At 70.2% G+C, this 16,939-nt stretch carries 11 protein-coding genes; 5 read left to right on the forward strand and 6 right to left on the reverse strand.

Annotated features, from left to right (window positions below; translation table 11 throughout):
• Window positions 1-11 precede the first annotated feature (11 nt).
• The 4 genes from ABJF88_06630 to ABJF88_06645 all read right to left on the reverse strand — a co-directional run bounded on the left by ABJF88_06630 (window position 12) and on the right by ABJF88_06645 (window position 4,147).
• Window positions 12-1,628: an AMP-binding protein gene (locus ABJF88_06630; GenBank protein ID MEP0546589.1), complete on the reverse strand. Its 1,617-nt coding sequence runs from the start codon at window positions 1,626-1,628 to the stop codon at window positions 12-14.
• On the reverse strand, window positions 1,625-2,026 hold the full coding sequence (locus tag ABJF88_06635; protein ID MEP0546590.1) for a RidA family protein: 402 nt from the start codon (window positions 2,024-2,026) through the stop codon (window positions 1,625-1,627). Before ABJF88_06635 ends, ABJF88_06630 begins: the two co-directional genes overlap by 4 nt.
• A 157-nt stretch (window positions 2,027-2,183) precedes the next feature.
• Window positions 2,184-3,338 (reverse strand): acyl-CoA dehydrogenase family protein, encoded by a 1,155-nt coding sequence (locus ABJF88_06640; GenBank protein MEP0546591.1) that lies wholly within the window; start codon window positions 3,336-3,338, stop codon window positions 2,184-2,186.
• Window positions 3,338-4,147, reverse strand: a complete 810-nt coding sequence (locus ABJF88_06645) for an enoyl-CoA hydratase family protein (protein ID MEP0546592.1) — start codon at window positions 4,145-4,147, stop codon at window positions 3,338-3,340. The genes ABJF88_06640 and ABJF88_06645 overlap by 1 nt, the downstream gene beginning before the upstream one ends.
• Before the next feature lie 355 nt (window positions 4,148-4,502).
• Here ABJF88_06645 and ABJF88_06650 point away from each other — a divergent pair, with 355 nt between their 5' ends.
• The 5 genes from ABJF88_06650 (at window position 4,503) to ABJF88_06670 (ending at window position 11,178) form a co-directional block, all read left to right on the forward strand.
• A complete protein-coding gene (locus tag ABJF88_06650; GenBank protein ID MEP0546593.1) occupies window positions 4,503-7,556 on the forward strand; it encodes a two-component regulator propeller domain-containing protein in 3,054 nt (1,017 codons plus the stop codon).
• Between the two features lie 111 nt (window positions 7,557-7,667).
• Entirely contained in the window at window positions 7,668-8,363 is a 696-nt protein-coding gene (locus tag ABJF88_06655) for a hypothetical protein (protein ID MEP0546594.1), read from the forward strand.
• 61 nt (window positions 8,364-8,424) lie between these two features.
• Window positions 8,425-8,838, forward strand: a complete 414-nt coding sequence (locus ABJF88_06660; protein MEP0546595.1) for a hypothetical protein — start codon at window positions 8,425-8,427, stop codon at window positions 8,836-8,838.
• 82 nt (window positions 8,839-8,920) lie between these two features.
• Window positions 8,921-9,553, forward strand: coding sequence for a response regulator transcription factor (locus tag ABJF88_06665; protein MEP0546596.1), 633 nt, complete (start codon window positions 8,921-8,923; stop codon window positions 9,551-9,553).
• A gap of 410 nt (window positions 9,554-9,963) precedes the next feature.
• Window positions 9,964-11,178 carry a T9SS type A sorting domain-containing protein gene (locus ABJF88_06670; GenBank protein ID MEP0546597.1) on the forward strand — a complete coding sequence of 405 codons (1,215 nt, stop codon included), beginning with the start codon at window positions 9,964-9,966 and terminating at the stop codon, window positions 11,176-11,178.
• Between the two features lie 75 nt (window positions 11,179-11,253).
• Here ABJF88_06670 and ABJF88_06675 read toward each other — a convergent pair whose 3' ends face one another.
• Window positions 11,254-13,599 carry a bifunctional salicylyl-CoA 5-hydroxylase/oxidoreductase gene (locus ABJF88_06675; GenBank protein MEP0546598.1) on the reverse strand — a complete coding sequence of 782 codons (2,346 nt, stop codon included), beginning with the start codon at window positions 13,597-13,599 and terminating at the stop codon, window positions 11,254-11,256.
• Between the two features lie 129 nt (window positions 13,600-13,728).
• Window positions 13,729-16,939: tandem-95 repeat protein (locus ABJF88_06680; GenBank protein MEP0546599.1), on the reverse strand; the 3,211-nt coding region annotated here is incomplete at its 5' end.

Genomic DNA, 16,939 nt, shown 5'->3' on the forward strand with positions numbered 1-16,939 from the left:
CGGACCAAGCGTCACGCGTCCTGCTCACGCAGCCGGAAGCGTTGGAGCTTGCCCGTCTGCGTGCGCGGGAGGGCGTCGACGAACGCCACCGCACGGGGGTATTTGTACGGCGCGATTTCGGCCTTTACGAAGTCCTGCAACGCCTTCGCGAGGTCGTCGCCCGGCGCGAACCCCTCGCGCAGCACGACGAACGCTTTGACGATCTGCCCGCGCGCCTCGTCCGGCACGCCGACGACGCCGCACTCAGCGACGGCGTCGTGCTTGAGGAGGGCGCTCTCGACCTGCAACCCGGAGATGTTGTAGCCCGATGAGACGATCATGTCGTCGGTGCGGGCTTGGTAGTGGAAGTAGCCGTCGGCGTCCATGATGTAGGCGTCGCCGGGGTAGTTCCAGCCGTCGCGGACGTAAGCGCGCTGGCGCGCTGCGTCGTCGAGGTAGCGGCAGCCCGTCGGGCCGCGCACGGCGAGGAGCCCGACCGTGCCGGGCGCGACCTCGTTCCCGTCGCGGTCCACGACTTTGGCCTCGTAGCCGGGGATCGGCTTGCCGGTGGTGCCGGGCTTGAGGGCGGCTTCGGGCGCAGAGATAAAGATGTGCAGCATCTCCGTCGAGCCGATGCCGTCGATGATCTTCAGGCCCGTCGCCTCGTGCCAGGCGTGGAACGTCGGCGCGGGGAGCGGCTCGCCGGCCGAGATGCACTGCCGGAGGCTGGAGAGGTCGAACTCGTCGAGCCGGCCGAGCATCGCGCGATACGCCGTCGGCGAGGTGAAGCAGACCGTCGCGCCGTGGTCGTGGATCGTCTGGAGGACCGACTCGACGCTCGGCTTCTCGATGAGCGCGCACGACGCGCCGATCCGCATCGGGAACAGGAGGTCGCCGCCGAGCCCGAAGGTGAACGCGAGCGGCGGCGAGCCGGTGAACACGTCGCCAGAGGACACGGCGAGGCACGATTTCGGGAAAGCGTCGCAGATCGCGAGCACGTCGCGGTGGAAGTGGGCGGTCGCCTTCGCCTGCCCCGTCGTCCCGCTCGTGAACGCGATGAGCACGACGTCGTCGGCCGCCGTATCGACGGCGTCGAACGTCTCGGGCATCGAGGCCATGCGCGCTTCGAGCCCGTCCGCGTCGTCGGTGTAGAAATAGAGGGTCGAGGTGAGGAGATCAGTCTGCGCCTGCGTCTTCTCCAGCTCGTCGCGGAAGCGAGCGTCGCAGAGCGCGTGGCTCACGTGGGCTTTATCGACGGTGTACGTCAGCTCGTACGCGCGGAGGAGGGGCATCGTCGTCACGCAGATCCCGCCGGCTTTGACGACGGCGAACCAGCACGCCGCGAGGCGGGGCGTGTTCGGGCCGCGCAGGAGCACGCGGTTGCCGGGCACGAGCCCGGTGTCGACCAGCACGTGCGCGATCCGGTTCACGTCGGCTGCGAACTCCCGATAGGTCTGCGTCCCGTCGGCGGTGTGGAACAGCACGCGCTCGCCGTGCCCGGCGGCGGTGGTTCCGTCCAGCAACTCGACGGCGCAGTTGAGGCGCGGCGGGTACGCGAAGTCGCCGTCGAGCAGGAGGTCGGGCCACAGCTCGCGCGGCGGGAGGTGGTCGCGGGCGAACGTGTCGGTGTGGGCGCTCGGCTCGGTCATGACTCAACTCGTGGGAGGACGGCGGTGGCTTCGATCTCGACGAGCGCGCCCGGCTCCAGCAAGTCGGCGACTTCGACGAGGGTCATCGCGGGATAGTGATCGCCGAAGACGACGCGGTAGGCAGCTCCGATAGCGCGCTGCGCGGCGAGGTAGGCCTGCTTGTCTGTGACGTACCACGTCATCCGGGCGACGTGCTCCGGCCGTGCTCCGCCCTCGCGCAGCACGGCGGCGATGTTCTCCAACGCCTGCCGCGTCTGCTCGGCGAAGTCGTCGGAAATGAGGCGCTGCTGGCCATCCCACCCGATCTGCCCGGCGACGAACAGGACCGGGCCATCGACGAGGACGCCGTTCGCGTAGCCTTTCGGCGGGAGCCAGTCCGGGGGCTGGAGGAATCGCATAAACGCAGAGTCTGTCATCCTGAGCGAAGGGAGCGCAGCGAACGCAGTCGAAGGATCTTTACGGGTACCCGCATGCTCGATCTGCGCGACGTGCCGCGACAGATCCTTCGGCTCCGGCCCTCCGGGCCTCCGCTCAGGATGACACGGTGGAAGGACATCACTCGGCCTCTTTCAGTAGCTGGCGGGCGATGACGAGGTGCTGGATTTCGGTCGCGCCCTCGTAGATACGCAGCGGGCGGATGTCGCGGTAGAGCCGCTCGACGACGGAGCCCGTCGTGACGCCCTGCCCGCCGTGGAGTTGGACGGCCGTGTCGATCACACGCTGCGCAGCCTCGGTGGCATAGGCCTTCGCCATCGCTGCTTCCTTCGTCACGCGCTCCGCCCCGGCGTCTTTCGCGTGGGCGGCCCGGTAGACCATGAGGGCGCTCGCGTCGACCTCCGTCGCCATCTCGGCGAGCTTCTGCTGCACGACGGGGAGATCGGCGAGCGTCCCGCCGAAGACCTCGCGGCGGCGGACGTGGCGGAGCGTCTCGTCGAGCGCGCGGCGGGCGAAGCCGACGGCGGCGGCCCCGACCGTCGAGCGGAACACGTCGAGCGTGGTGAGGGCGATTCGCATCCCCTGCCCCGGGTCGCCGAGGAGCGCGGCGTGCGGCACGCGGCAGTCGGTGAAACGGAGCGTGCCGAGCGGGTGCGGCGAGGCCGTCGGGATCTGTCCCGTCACCGTCAACCCCGGCGTATCGGCCGGAACGACGAACGCGCTGAGGCCGCGCGGCCCGTCTGAGGTTCGGGCGAACACGACGTAAAAGTCCGCCAGCCCCGCGTTCGAGATCCACGTCTTCTCGCCGTCGAGCACGAACCCGCCGCCGTCCGGCGTGGCCGTCGTGGCGAGCGCGGCGGCGTCGGACCCGGCGGCGGCTTCGGAGAGCGCGAACGCAGCGACCGCTTCGCCGCGCGCGACGGCGGGAAGCCAGCGGCCGCGCTGCGCCTCGGTGCCGAAGAGCGAGATCGGGCCGCTCCCGAGCCCCTGCATCGCGAACGCGAAGTCAGCGAGGGCGGAGTGGTAGCCGAGCGTCTCGCGGGCGATGCACAGGCTCCGCACGTCGAGCCGCTCGTGGCGACCGGCGGGCGCAGGCACGCAGAGCGTCAGCCACCCGGCGTCGCCGAGCGCGCGGACGCTCTCGCGACACGTCGCCCCGACATCCTCCGACTCGTCTTCCGCGACGTGCTCCGCCGCCCACGCACCGAGGTCGCGCGCGAGCGCGCGGTGCGTGGCGTCGAAGAACGGCCAGGCGAGATGGGCGGGCGCGGCCATCAATCGCCCTCGAAGACGGGCTTCTCCTTGTTGACGAAGGCGCGGTAGGCGCGTTCGAAGTCGCGCGTCTGCATGCAGATCGCCTGCGCCTGCGCCTCCGCTTCCACCGCCTGCTCGACGCCCATGCTCCACTCCTGATCGAGCATCGTCTTCGTCATCATGTGGGCGAACGTCGGGCCGTGCGCGAGGTCGTGCGCAAGCCCGTGCGCTGTATCGAGGAGAGCATCGGGCTTGACGAGCCGGTTGTAGAAGCCCCACCGCTCGGCCTCGTCGCCGCGCATCGAGCGGCCGGTGTAGAGGAGTTCGGCGGCGCGGCCCTGCCCGATGATCCGGGGGAGGATGGCGCACGCGCCCATGTCGCACCCGGCAAGCCCGACGCGCGTGAACAGAAACGCCACCTTGCTCTCCGGCGTCCCGATACGGAGGTCGGAGGCCATCGCCATGATCGCCCCCGCGCCGACGCAGATCCCGTCGACGGCCGCGACGACGGGCTGCGGGCACCCGCGGATCGCTTTGACGAGGTCGCCCGTCATCCGCGTGAACCGGAGGAGCTCGGGCATGGCCATCTCCGTCAGCGGCCCGATGATCTCGTGCACGTCGCCGCCGGACGAGAAGTCGCCACCCGCACCGGTGAGGACGACGGCTTTCACGTCGTCGGCGTAGACGAGGGCGCGGAAGAGGTCGCGGAGTTCGGCGTAGCTCTCGAACGTCAGCGGGTTCTTCTTCTCCGGCCGGTTGAGCGTGACGGTCGCGACGCGGTCTTCGAACGACCACAGGAAATGCTCGGGGGTGTAGGCGTAGGGGTCCATGGCGCGGCAAAGGCAGGGCAGGCAGGGTTCTCAAACTTATCGCTCCGCGCCCTTCTGCGTTGTGGAATAGTACGCACCCACCGCTGTCGTGGTCGCCACCTCCCCGCGGCTAGAGCGTCGGGCGCGCGGGAGGCTGGTGAGCGCGCATGCGAGCGGCCGAACAGGAAGCGAACTGTAGCTTCTTTCCATTTAGTTACCTACGTTCCGGTGTCAGAAGGGAGAGTGCGTAGCTCACGCCTCCGAGGCTGGTGCGGCCCCAAGCCTACCCGCTGTCCTCCTAACCCTATCGCGCCTGCCAGCGCGCCTGCCGGCTTGACGCTCTCCTATGCTCCGAGCGTTCCGATCCATAGCGTCCGTGGCGCTCGCCCTCCTCGCCTTCGCGTCCGCTGGGGCGGCACAGCCGAGACCGGAGGAGGCCGTGCGCTTTACAACGTTCGGCGTCGGCGACGGGCTCTCGCAGAGCAGCGTGTACGCTCTCGCCCGCGACGCGCGCGGCTTCCTCTGGATCGGCACCCACGACGGGCTCAACCGCTTCGACGGCCACGACTTCGTCGTCTTTCGTCACATCCCCGGCGACACGCGGTCGCCCTCGCACCACCGCGTTGGCGCGCTCCTCCCGGACGCCGACGGGGGGCTGTGGCTGCTCACGGGCGCAGGCATCGACCACCTCGACGCCCGGACGGGCCACGTCTCACGGTACGGCACGCCCGCCACCGGGTGGATGCCTAACACGCTGGCGCCGCGCCGTACCGGGGGTGTGTGGATCGGCACCGGTGCCGGTCTCTATGCCCTCGACCCGAGCACGGGCCGGTTCGTCGCCGCCGCCGACGGTCCCTGGGTGATACGGGCCGTAGCCGAATGGAGCGGCACGGTCTGGGCCGGAACGAGCGCCGGCCTGCGCCGACTCGACGGCGATTCGTTAGCCGTCCCCCCCGCCCTCCCGCCCGGGCTCGACGGGGTTCCGGTGTTGGCCGTCCTTGCGGACCGGAACGGCGGCCTGTGGGCCGGTACCGACCAGCACCTTTTCCACTGGGCCGCCGGGGCCGAGACCTTCGCGGCGGTGCAGGTCGGGCACGGGGCCATGGCGCTTGCGGAAAGCGACGACGGGTGGGTCTGGGCAGGGACCACCGCCTCCGAGGGGGGGCTGAGCCGGGTGGAGGCCGCGACCGGGCGCGTCGAGCGGTTCCAGCCCGGAGGGACGATCCCGCTTGTGGCTTCGCTCCTGGCGGATCGGAGTGGGATCGTATGGGTGGGGACCGATGGCGGGGGCCTCCTCCGGGCCGACTCTCGCCCACCGAAGTTCGATCTCGTCCAGGTCGGGCCGGAGGACACGCCGGAGCTCTTCGTCCGGTCCGTTGCGGAAGACGCGGCGGGAGCGCTGTGGGTAGGCGGCCTGAGCGGGCTCCGCCGCCGCGCGCCGGGCACCGACGCCGGCCCCTGGAAAGCCTTCCACCACCGCGAGGGTGACACCCGTAGCCTCCCCCACGATGACGTCCGCGCCCTGTTTCTCGACCGCTCCGGTACCCTCTGGGTCGGCACGGCCGACGGCCTCGCCGCCTACGACGGACACGGCGGGTTCGTCCGGCACGCGCTGCCAAACCCCTACCTGGCGTCTACGTCCGTCACCCGCCTGCTGGAGACCCGCGACGGGACCCTGTGGGTGGGCACGCGGTCGGGGCTCTCGCACCGGCGGCGCGACGGCTCCTTCGCCCTCGCCGTGGGGAGACGGGGAGACACGGGGGGCGTGTTCACGACGGACGTCCGCGCGCTGGCCGAGGACCGTCGGGGACGCCTGTGGGTGGGCACCTACGGGGGCCGGCTCATCGAAATGAAGCGGTCGGCCACGGACGGTGTGCTGGACTACGAGCGGGTGGTCGAGTTGGGCAGCACGATCATGGCGCTGGCATTCGACCGCCAGGGGCGGCTGTGGGCCGGCACGCAACGTGGCCTCGTTCGCCTCGACCTCGAACGAGGCGCCCTCCGCCGGTTCGACGAGCGGGACGGGCTGACGAGCGCGTTCGTCTATTTCCTGCTGGAAGACGAGGTCGGCGGGTTCTGGGCCGGCACCAACCGTGGCCTGGTCCACTTCGACCCCCGCGCCGCAACGCCCACCTTCCGCGTCTATACCCCCGCCGATGGCCTCCAGTCCAACGAGTTCAACACAAACGCCGCCTTCCGCGCCGACAACCGCGGGTCCCGCCACGGCGGGAGCACGCTCTACGCCGGCGGCGTGTCGGGGCTCAACGCCTTCACCCTCGCCTCCGTCGCTGCCGATCGGGCCGGGCCTCCCGTTGCATTCACGGGGTTCAAGCGGTTTGACGAGCCCGCCGAGCCCGGCCTCGACCTCAACGCGGCCTCGGAGGCGGAGCCGGGGGCCCTCCGCCTCGACTGGCAACGTGACGCCGTCTTTGCGCTGACGTTCGCCGGGCTCGATCTCGCCGACCCTGCCCGTGTCGCCCACGCCTACTGGATGGAAGGCGTCGACTCGGACTGGGTTGACGCCAGGGACCGGCGCGAGGCCCGCTACACGAACCTCGCCCCCGGCCGCTACACCTTCCGCATCCGCGCCGCCAACGCCGACGGCGTGTGGGGGCCGCCGCGCGCGCTCGCGGTCGTGATTCCACCGCCGTTCTGGCTGACGGGGTGGTTCCGCGCCCTCAGTGGACTCCTCGTGCTCGGGGTCGTGGCCGGGGGGACGCGCCACCTCGCGGGTCGGCGGCTCCGGCGGCGGCTGGCTGCGCTCGAAGCCGAGCGCGCTACGGAGCGGGCGCTCCAGGCCGAGCGCGCCCGCATCTCCGCCGACGTCCACGACCACGTCGGGGCCACGCTGACACGGATCCAACTCCTCTCCGAACTCAGCCGGCGCAGCCGCAACGGCCGGAGCGCGGCCTACACTGCGAAGATCGCCGACGCCGCCCGCGCCGCCACGCAGGATCTCGACGCCATCGTGTGGGCCGTGAATCCCGCCCACGACGGGCTCGACGCTTTCGCCGACTACCTCTGCGCTTACGCCGCCGAGTTCTGCGAGGCCGCCGGGCTGCGCTGCCGCTTCGAGCGACCCACAACGTGGCCCGAGGGTCGGCTCTCGGCCGAGGTCCGCTACCCCGCCTTCGTCGTGGTGAAAGAGGCCCTCTGCAACGCCGCCCGCCACGCCTGCGCCACCACCATCCGCCTCTGCTTCCTCTCCGACGCAGACACGGTGGCGGTGGAGGTCGAGGACGACGGAGCGGGGTTCGACCCGGCTGCGGTGGACGTCTTCTCGAACGGGCTCCAGACGATGCAGCAGCGGGCCGAGGCCGCCGGGGGACGACTGGCGGTCGAGAGCGCGCCGGGCGCGGGTGCGCGCGTGCGGATCACGTTGCCGCTGCGGGTGGAGAGCGAGGGTGAGAATCCCCCGAATGGGGGATAGCGGGGGATGCGAGATGCGGGCTAAGCTGGACTACGCACCAGGGATAGGCTCCGTGCCGCCCGGTGCGCCTCCGTCTTCGCCCCGCTCAGGGCTTACCGAACTCTCACTCTCATGGCCTCCTTCCTCCCCCTCTCCGCATCCCGCACGCTGCTCCTGCTCGTCCTCCTCGTCCCCTTCGCCGTCGGCTGCGACAGCACAGAGGAGGACCCGCCGGCCGGCACCGCCGGCACCTACGTCGGGACCCTCGCCGGGGCGCAAACCAGTGGCGTGCTCGAAGTCACCATCGACGGCAGCGACGCCTCCGGCTCCTTCGCGCTCGCCGGGGGTGGGGAACGCTCGGTGAGCGGCTCGGCTCACCCGCCCCTCACCGGCTCGTTCAACGCGGGCGCGCTCCAGCTCGAAGGCGGCGGCTACACCTTCACCGGGACGCTCTCTGGCGGTGTCCTCTCCGGCACGTGGACTGGCCCCGGCGGCACCTCCGGTTCGTTCTCGGCGCTCCTCGAAGGCGAGGGCACCGTCGTCGCCGTCTACTGCGGGGCCTACGACACAGCTAACGACGACGGCACGTTCAACCTCGTCCGTCAGGACGCGAGCCTCCGCGGCTTCGCCGTCTCGTCGGTGGACGGCGATACGATCGACCTCTCCGGCTCGGTCAGCGGCAACACCCTCACGATCTACGCTACGGCAGCCGGCCCGACGGCCAATGTCGCCACCGCGACGCTCGCGGCCGACGGCGCGACGTTCACCGGCACCGTCAACGACCCCGAGAACCCCGGCACCGTCAGCGGCTCGCGCTGCACGCCCTGACCCGTTCCGCTCGCCTCCCCCCCCCCGCTTCTCCCGCCACCAACCCGCTCTGCCTGATCCTATGCGTACCGCCGCTCTGCTCGCCCTCCTCTTCGCCGGCCGCTCCGCCGCCGCGCAACCCGCCGCCGACTCATTCCCTGTCGCCGACGAGCGGATGATGGACTTCGCCGTCGCCTGGTCCACCGACGACGAGGCGGCCGTCCGGGGCCTGATGGCCGGTGACGTGGTCCTGCTCGGGCGGGAGCCGCTCGTCGGGGCCGACGCCGTGATGGGGTGGGCGCGGCAGCAGATGGCCGGCTCCGGGACGCTCGTGCTGTGGCCGCTCCACAGCGAGCAACACGGCGACGCCGCCTTCCAGACCGGCCGGTGGAAGCTCGGTGCAGGGACCGGCGTGCACACGTTCCAATGGCAGCGGCAGGAGGACGGCGTATGGCGCATCACTTCCCTCTACATTCTGGACACGGTGGCCGGGTAGCGGGGGCGGCCGGCCGCGCCTCCACTCAGCGCTGCTCCGGCCGTCATCGTTGCTACCTTTGCTCTCCACCGTCCCCTCCGCCATGTCCGCCGCCCCGCTCCGCGTCACCCTCGTCGAAGACGACCCCGGCATCCGCGCCGGGCTGTGCGCCGTGCTCGACGCCGCCGAGGGGTTCGTCTGCACCGGGGTCTTCGGGAGCGTTGAGGAGATGCTCGCCCGGTTCGACGGGGCCGCCGACGTGATGCTGATGGACATCCACCTCCCGCTGCTCTCCGGCGTCGACGGCGTGCCCCTCCTCAAGGAGCGCCATCCCACACTCCCCGTCGTGATGCTGACGGTCTACGACGACGCCGAGCGGGTCTTCGCCGCGCTCAAGGCTGGGGCCACGGGCTACCTCCTCAAGCGAACGCCGCCGGACCAACTCCTCGACGCCCTCGCCGACGTCCACCGCGGCGGCGCGCCGATGTCGGCCTCGATCGCGCGGAAGGTGGTGGACTCGTTCCACGCACCGGCCCCCGAGGCCCCGGTGGAGGCGGACCTCTCCCCGCGCGAGCGCGAGGTGCTCCACTACCTCGCGCAGGGCTACCGCTACAAAGAGATCGCCGAGGCGCTGTTCATCAGCCCGGAGACGGTGCGGAGCCACCTCCGTAAGGTTTACGATAAGCTCCACGTCCGCTCGCGCACGGAGGCCGTCGTGAAGTACCTCGGGCGCTAAGAGTCCCTAACAAAACCCCTTCACGTCATTGCGAGCGACCAGCGGGAGCGCGGCAATCTCCCGATTCCAGCAGGCCACATGAGATTGCCGCGTCGCTACGGGACGAGTCCCTGGCGCTCCTCGCAATGACAGCATGAGGTTTTGTTACCGGGTCTAAACCTGCGGTGAAGCGCGGCAGACCGCGCCCGTGCAGATCGCTCCAAGCCCACGTTCTGGGTCTTCATCGTTCCCACGCCGATCTCCGGCGTGCCGCGACTCACCGCTCCAACTCACGCTCAATGGGAGGTAGGACTATGAACACGCCGCTACGTCATCGCTTCGCCCTCACCGCCTGCGTCCTTGCCCTAGCCTGGGCTCCCGCTGCCTATCCCCAGGTCGACTGGACGCAACACCCGGCAAACCCTATCCTCGTGCCGGGCCCAAGCGGGGAGTGGGACCGGGGCGGCCTGATAGCCCCCACCGTCATCCAAGACGGTGATACGCTCAAGATGTGGTACTTCGGGCTAGCCAGCCTGAACAATCCCTCTTCTTACGCCATCGGCTATGCGTGGTCACTGGATGGAGTGGGTTGGACGAAGCACCCGGGCAATCCGGTGATGACCGACCGCCCCGGCGAGTGGGACGCACCGGGGGTGTCGGTCCCCGTTGTGATCAAGGACGGCGACACGTACAGGATGTGGTACAGCGGCAGCGGGTGCCCCGACGACGGGAGCATCGGCTACGCCACATCCACCGACGGCCTCACGTGGGAGAGGCTACCGGCTCCGGTGATGGAACGGGGCCCGGCCGGCGAATGGAACGTCGACTTCCTCTCGCCCGGCAGCGTGATCGAGGAGGACGGCCTGTTCAAGATGTGGTTCTTCTCCGGGACCGGCACCGTATGCAGCAACACGCCCGCTACCCGAGCCAGCACCGGCTACGCCACGTCGCCCGACGGCATCACGTGGACACTCTATGACGACCCGGCGACAACAGACCCACCGTACCAGTTCAGCGACCCCGTGCTGGAGCCCGGCCCCTCGGGCGCGTGGGACACCAACTACGCCTTCTCTTCGTACGTCCTCTCGACCGGTACCGGCTATGAGCTCTGGTATTCCGGGCGGCGCGGCTCCGAGCAGGACATCGGCTACGCCACCTCGCCCGACGGCATCACCTGGACGAAGTATGCGGGTAACCCGGTCTTCGAAGCCCCCGCGTGGGCTCCCGGCGGCCTGGTCTACCCGAGCGTCCTGCGCGACGGAGACACCTACCGCATGTGGGTCCAGGGGTGGCAGAACAACAGCGCGAGCATCGGCTACGCAACGGCACCCCTCGCCGTCTCTGCCGAACCGGGCGCTACGCCGTCGGGCATGGGGGCGCTGCACCCGGCCTACCCCAACCCCGCCGCTGTCGGCACCACGATCTCGTACACGCTGGAACAGCCCGCGCACGTCACCCTCGCCGTCTACGAACTCCTCGGTCGTCCCGTCGCCCACCTCGTAGACGCGGTGCGCCCGGCGGGCGCGAGCACGCTGGCGTGGGACGGCCGCGACGGGAGCGGGCGACGCCTCGGCACAGGGGTCTACGTCGTGCGGCTGCACGTCAACGGGGAGACCCAGAGCCGGAAGGTGCTCCTGCTGCGCTGACGCGAGCGGCTGCACGTCGGGAGACGAGTCGGACCGTATCGGCTCATCCCCTGACGTGCAGCCTGTCCCCTCGTCTCAGTCCTCCGCCGCCCGTTGCCGCTCGAAGAGGCGCTCGAACTGGCGCTTGCCGGAGAGGTACGGCGGCGGCCACCACTGGGCGGTATAGCCGAGGTCGGCGGCGGCGCGGAGCGTCCACTGCGGATCGGAGAGGTGCGGGCGGGCGAGGAGGCAGAGGTCGGCGCGGCCGGAGGCGATGATGGAGTTGACGTGGTCGGGCTCGTAGATATTCCCCACGGCCATCGTGGCGACGTTGGCTTCGAGCCGGATGCGCTCGGCGAAGGGCGTCTGGAACATCCGGCCGTAGACGGGCGCCTGATCGGGCGAGACCTGCCCGCTCGATACGTCGATCACGTCGGCACCGTGCTCGGCGAAGCGGCGGGCGATTTCGACGGCGTCGTCCGGACCGATCCCGCCCTCGACCCAGTCGTGCGCCGAGATGCGGACACTCATCGGCTTCACCTCGGGCCACGCAGCGCGGACGGCATCGAAGACTTCGAGCGGGTAGCGCAGCCGGCGCTGGAGCGAGCCACCGTACTCGTCCGTCCGCTGGTTCGTGAGCGGCGAGATGAACGACGACAAGAGGTAGCCGTGCGCGCAGTGGAGTTCGAGCAGGTCGAACCCGGCGTCGATCCCCCGACGCGTGGCGGCGACGAATTCGTCGCGGACACGGTCCATGTCGGCCCGATCCATCGCGCGCGGCGTGGGCATCGTGGGGACATACGGGATCGGCGAGGGAGCGACGAGGTCCCACCCGTGAGGGAGCGGCGCGGTGTCGCGTCCGCCGGCCTCCCACGGCCGCTTCGTCGAGCCCTTCCGCCCGGCGTGGCCGAGTTGGAGCGCGACCTTTGCGGGCGAGTTGGTGTGGACGAAGTCGACGACGCGGCGCCATGCCTCGGCCTGTGCGTCGGTCCAGAGCCCGGCGCAGCCCGGCGTGATCCGCGCGTCGGGGGCAACGCACGTCATCTCGGTAAAAATCAGTCCAGCCCCACCGAGCGCTCGCGCGCCGAAGTGGACGAGGTGGAAGTCGGTCACGAGCCCGTCCTCGGCCGAGTACATCGCCATCGGCGAGACGGCGATGCGGTTGGGAAGCGTGAGGTCGCGCAGCCGGAACGGGAGGAACATCGGCGGCACGGCCTCGGCGACGGTGCCGTCCGTCAGGGCCTCGGCGAGCCAGCGCTCGTAGGCTTCGAGACTGGCCCGGTCGCGGAGGCGGAGGTTCTCGTGGCTCACGCGCTGGCTGCGCGTGAGGAGGCTGTAGGCGAACTGCTCCGGCGCGAGCCCGCCGCGCCGCTCGACGCTCTCGAACCACTCGGTCGAGTTGCGCGCCGCGTTCTGCAGCCGGAGGACTTCGACACGACGCTCGTCTTCGTAGGCTTCGAGTACGTCTGCGAGCGCTCTGTCAGACGCAGCATGCTGCGCCTCTACGGGTCCAGACCGGACCATCGCCTCCGTCAATTTGTCGGCGAGGGCGATCGCGCTTTCGAGGGCGAGCTTCGTCCCGCTGCCGATGGAGAAGTGCGCCGTCGCGGCGGCGTCGCCGAGGAGGACGACGGGCGTGCCCGAGGGCAGCGCCGCGTGCCACCGCTCGTTCGTGACTTTGGGGAAGCGGATCCACATCGCCGGGCCGTCGAGGTGGGGGCTGTTGTCGAGGAGGCTGTGCCCGCCGAGGGTATCGGCGAAGAGGCGCTCGCAGAAGGCGAGGCCCTCCTCTTTCGTCATCCGGTCGAGCCCGGCGGCGTGCCACGTCTCCTCGCGGCACTCGACGATGAACGTGCTCGTGTCTTCGGAGAACTGGTAGCAGTGCGCCTGGAACCAGCCGTGCTCGGTCTCGCGGAAGTCGAACGTGAACGCCTCGAACGGGCGGTGCGTCCCGAGCCACGTGAACCTGTTCTGCTGCGGCTCAACGGTCGGCTCGAACTGCCCGGCGAACGTGCTCCGAACCACACTATTGACGCCGTCGGCCGCGACGACGAGATCGGCACCGAGTGCGTCGAGGTCGGTGACGCGGTGCTCGTAGTGGAGCGCGACGCCGAGTGCTTCGGCGCGGGCTTCGAGGATCTCCAGAAACCGGTGCCGCCCGACGCCGATGAACCCATGGCCAGACGAGCACAGCGTCTCGCCTCGGAAGTGCACGGCGATGTCGTCCCAGTGCGCGAGGCTGGCCTCGGTCCGGTCCGCCACGACGGCGTCGGCGGCGCGGAGGTTCTCCAGCGTCCCGTCGGAGAACACGATGCCCCAGCCGAACGTGTTGCCGCGCGGGTTCTGCTCGTAAACGGCGACGGGCCAGTCCGGGCAGCGGTGTTTGAGGAGGATCGAGAGGAAGAGGCCGGCGGGGCCTCCGCCGATGCAGGCGACGTTCACGGGCGCGGCGGTTGGGTTCGCCGGATGTTACGACGAAGGCGCCGGACTCTGCCGCCTCGCCCGGGCGCACCGCGGCCCCGACCGGGTGCATCCGATCGGGGCCGCGGTTGGAGCGTCGAGCGCGTCGTGTTAGCGGACGACCGTCAGCCGCTGCGTCGTCACGAACGAGCCCGCCGTCATCCGCACGAGGTACGTCCCCGAGGCCAGCGACGCCGCGTCGAGCAGGGCCTCGTACCGCCCTGCCTCCACCGCCTCGTCCATGAGCACGGCCACCGACCGGCCCAGCACGTCGTAGACCACCACCCGTACCTCGGCGTCCTCGGGCACTTCCACGCCCAGCGTCGCTCGCTGCGCGAGCGGGTTCGGGTACGCAGGCCGCAGCGCGAACTCCGTCGGGAGCGCCGCGATGCGCGCCGCCTCTACCTCGGCTTCGGCCGCTGCGATCATCGCCTCGTGGTTCAGCGCCTCCGCACCGGCTCCACGCGCCGCCGCGCACTGGCTCTGCGCGAACGGGTGCAGCCGCGACGGGCCGTACTCGGCGCAGTAGAGCTGCTGCGTCGCCGCGTCCATGTGGAAGAATCCATAGACCACGCCGTTCGCGAGGTACACGAGCGACGTCACGATGTCGGGCTGGACCGCCGGGATCGAGACGCCTACGGCCAGCGGCTCTCGGTCGACCACCGCGAGCCCGCCGAAGGTATTGCGGAGGACGCCATTCGTCGGGACCTGCACGGTCGCGCCCGGGGCGAGCGTGCCCTGGACCGGCGTAGCGAAGTAGACCGTGGTGTAGGTAGCGCCGAGCGAGCAGTTTACCGTGGCGAAGTCGATCGTCGTGGAACCGACGTTCTTGATCTCGACGAACTCGGAACCGGTCGAGGCGAAGTCCGAGATCAGCAACGTGCTCGGGCAGGCGTCGTCGTCGCAGGCGTCGCCGAGGCCGTCGCCGTCTGCGTCTTCTTGGCCGGGGTTCGCTACGCCCGGGCAGTTGTCGTCAGCGTCCGGGACGCCGTCGCCGTCGCCGTCAGGCTGCCCCATGATCGCGACCGCGACGGAGCAGGTGTTCCCCGCGACATCGGTGCCGACGACGCTCCCGCTCCCGTCCACCGTCGGATCGGAAAGCATGACGGTGAAGCCCACGGGGGAATCGCCCGAGGTGAAGGGACTGACTGCGAGCGTGAGGTTCATGCTCGCGCCGTCGAGGACGATGCTCGCCACACCGCTGTCGACGTCGGTGACGCTGCCGAAGAAGGTGCCGCCGTCGAGCGAGCCCGCACACACCGGCGGGACGTCATCGTCGCCCTCGTTCACCGTGATCGTGACGGTAGCGACGTTGGAGTCGCTGGTCCCGTCATTCGCCCGGTACGTGAACGTGTCCGTCCCGAAGAACCCGGGACTGGGGTCGTAGGTGAACGAGCCGTCGGGATCGAGCGTGAGCGTGCCATCGTCCACGTCGTCCACGAGGGAGACTGTGAGGGCGTCACCGTCCACGTCGGAGTCGTTGCCGAGCACGCCGGGGGCGTCGACGACGAGCGTCATACCCTCGCCCGTGGCGTAGCTGTCGTCTTCGGCGACGGGGTCGTCGTTGACGGCGTTCACGGTGACGGTGACGGTCGCGCTGTCGGTCCCGCCGTTGCCATCGTCGATGGTGTAGGTGAAGGTGTCGACCCCGTTGAAGTCCGCATCCGGGGTGTAGACGACGCACTGATTCCCACCGACGAGGGATGCGCTGGCGCTCGCGGACCCTGCAGCGTCGGTGACGGCGAGCGCGGCGCGGCCTCGCGCGGTGCCGGGCACCGTCGGCGCCGCAGGGTCCGTGAGCGGGAGGGTCACGGCCGCCGTGCCCGGCGCGCACTCGACGATCTCCGCCGAGCCGTTGGCCGGGTCGGAGACGGCCGTGATCGCTACCGTGGCGTCGTCGGGATCGGAATCGTTCGCACGCACGTCGATCTCGACGGCGGTGTCCTCGTCGGTCTCAGCGTCGTCGTCCACGGCGACAGGCGGCTCGTTGCCCGGCTCGTTGACGGTGACGCCGAGCGTGGCCGTGTCGCTCCCGCCGTCGCCGTCCGTGACGGTGAGCGTGAGGGTGTACGTGCCGGCCGTCGTGTAGACGTGGCTCACGCTCGTGAGGTCGACGCCGGACTGATTCGGGGTGCCGTCGCCGAAATCGTAGGTGTAGGTGAGCACGTCGGCCGCGCCGGGGTCACTCGCGGCGGCGGTGAAGTCGAACGTATCGCCTTGGGTGCCGTCCGTGTCGCCGTCGAGATTCGTGATGGTCGGATCCACGTTCGAGACGAACACCTCGAGCGTCGCGGTGTCGGTCCCGCCGTTGCCGTCGTCCACGGTGAGCGTGAGGACGTAGTCCCCCTCGTCATCGTAGACGTGCGTGACGCTCGTGAGGTCGACGCCGGACTGGCTCTCGCCGTCGCCGAAGTCGTAGGTGTAGGTGAGCGCATCGCCCTCATCGTCGTCGCTCGCGCTCGCGGTGAACGAGAGCACCTCCCCCTCGCTGCCTTCGACCTCGCCATCGAGGCTGGCGATCACCGGGTCGGCGTTGTCCGGGGTGATGGCGGTGATCGTGACGACGACGTTGTCGGCGTTGTACGTCACCGAGAAGTCGTAGCCGGTGGGTTCCTGCACGGCGTCGAACGTGCCCGAGACGGCACTCGCCGTCAGAATCACGAAGCTATCGCCGACTTCGAGCGCGGGATCGGGTGTGCCGAAGATCGCGAGGTCGAGGATGCCGTCGAGGGTGGCGGTGCCGGTGACCTGGAGCTGGTCGTGGCCGTCGGCCGCGCCCGCGCCGCCGTTGCCGCCGATCTCTACGTTGAGGATCGCAGTCGCGGACGGCGCGAAGGGGCCGTCCCACACGAGCGTACCGGGCGAGACGCCGGGGCCGGTGTCGCCGTTGTGGGTGAGGGTCGCGCCGAGGAAGTCGATCTCAGCGGTGCCCTGAATGAGCGCGTCGTCGGCGTGGACGAAGACGCCGTTGACGTCGATCACCCCGGACTCGGCGCTGACGACACCGCCTGCGTTGTTGTTGAAGGCGAGGTTGCTCTGGCTGATCTGGCTCACGTCCGAGCCGCCCGTCTTCTGGAAGAGGCCGCTGTTGGAGACGCTGTTGCCGCCGTTGAAGATGATGAAGTCGGCGTCGCTCTGGAGGTCGAACGTAGCGCCGGCGGCGTTGGTGAAGAGGCTGTTGCCGCCGAGGAACTGGAGGTTGCCGAGGTCGGCCATCACGGCCGTCCCCTCGTTCGTGACCGCCGCGTTCCCGGCGATCTGCTTCGTCGCGGCCGTCGTGAGCCGGAGGAGCCCGGCGTTCGTGACGTCGGCGAACTGGCCG

The sequence above is a fragment of the Rhodothermales bacterium genome, from assembly GCA_039944855.1.
Taxonomy (GTDB): Bacteria; Bacteroidota; Rhodothermia; order Rhodothermales; family JANQRZ01; genus JBBSMX01.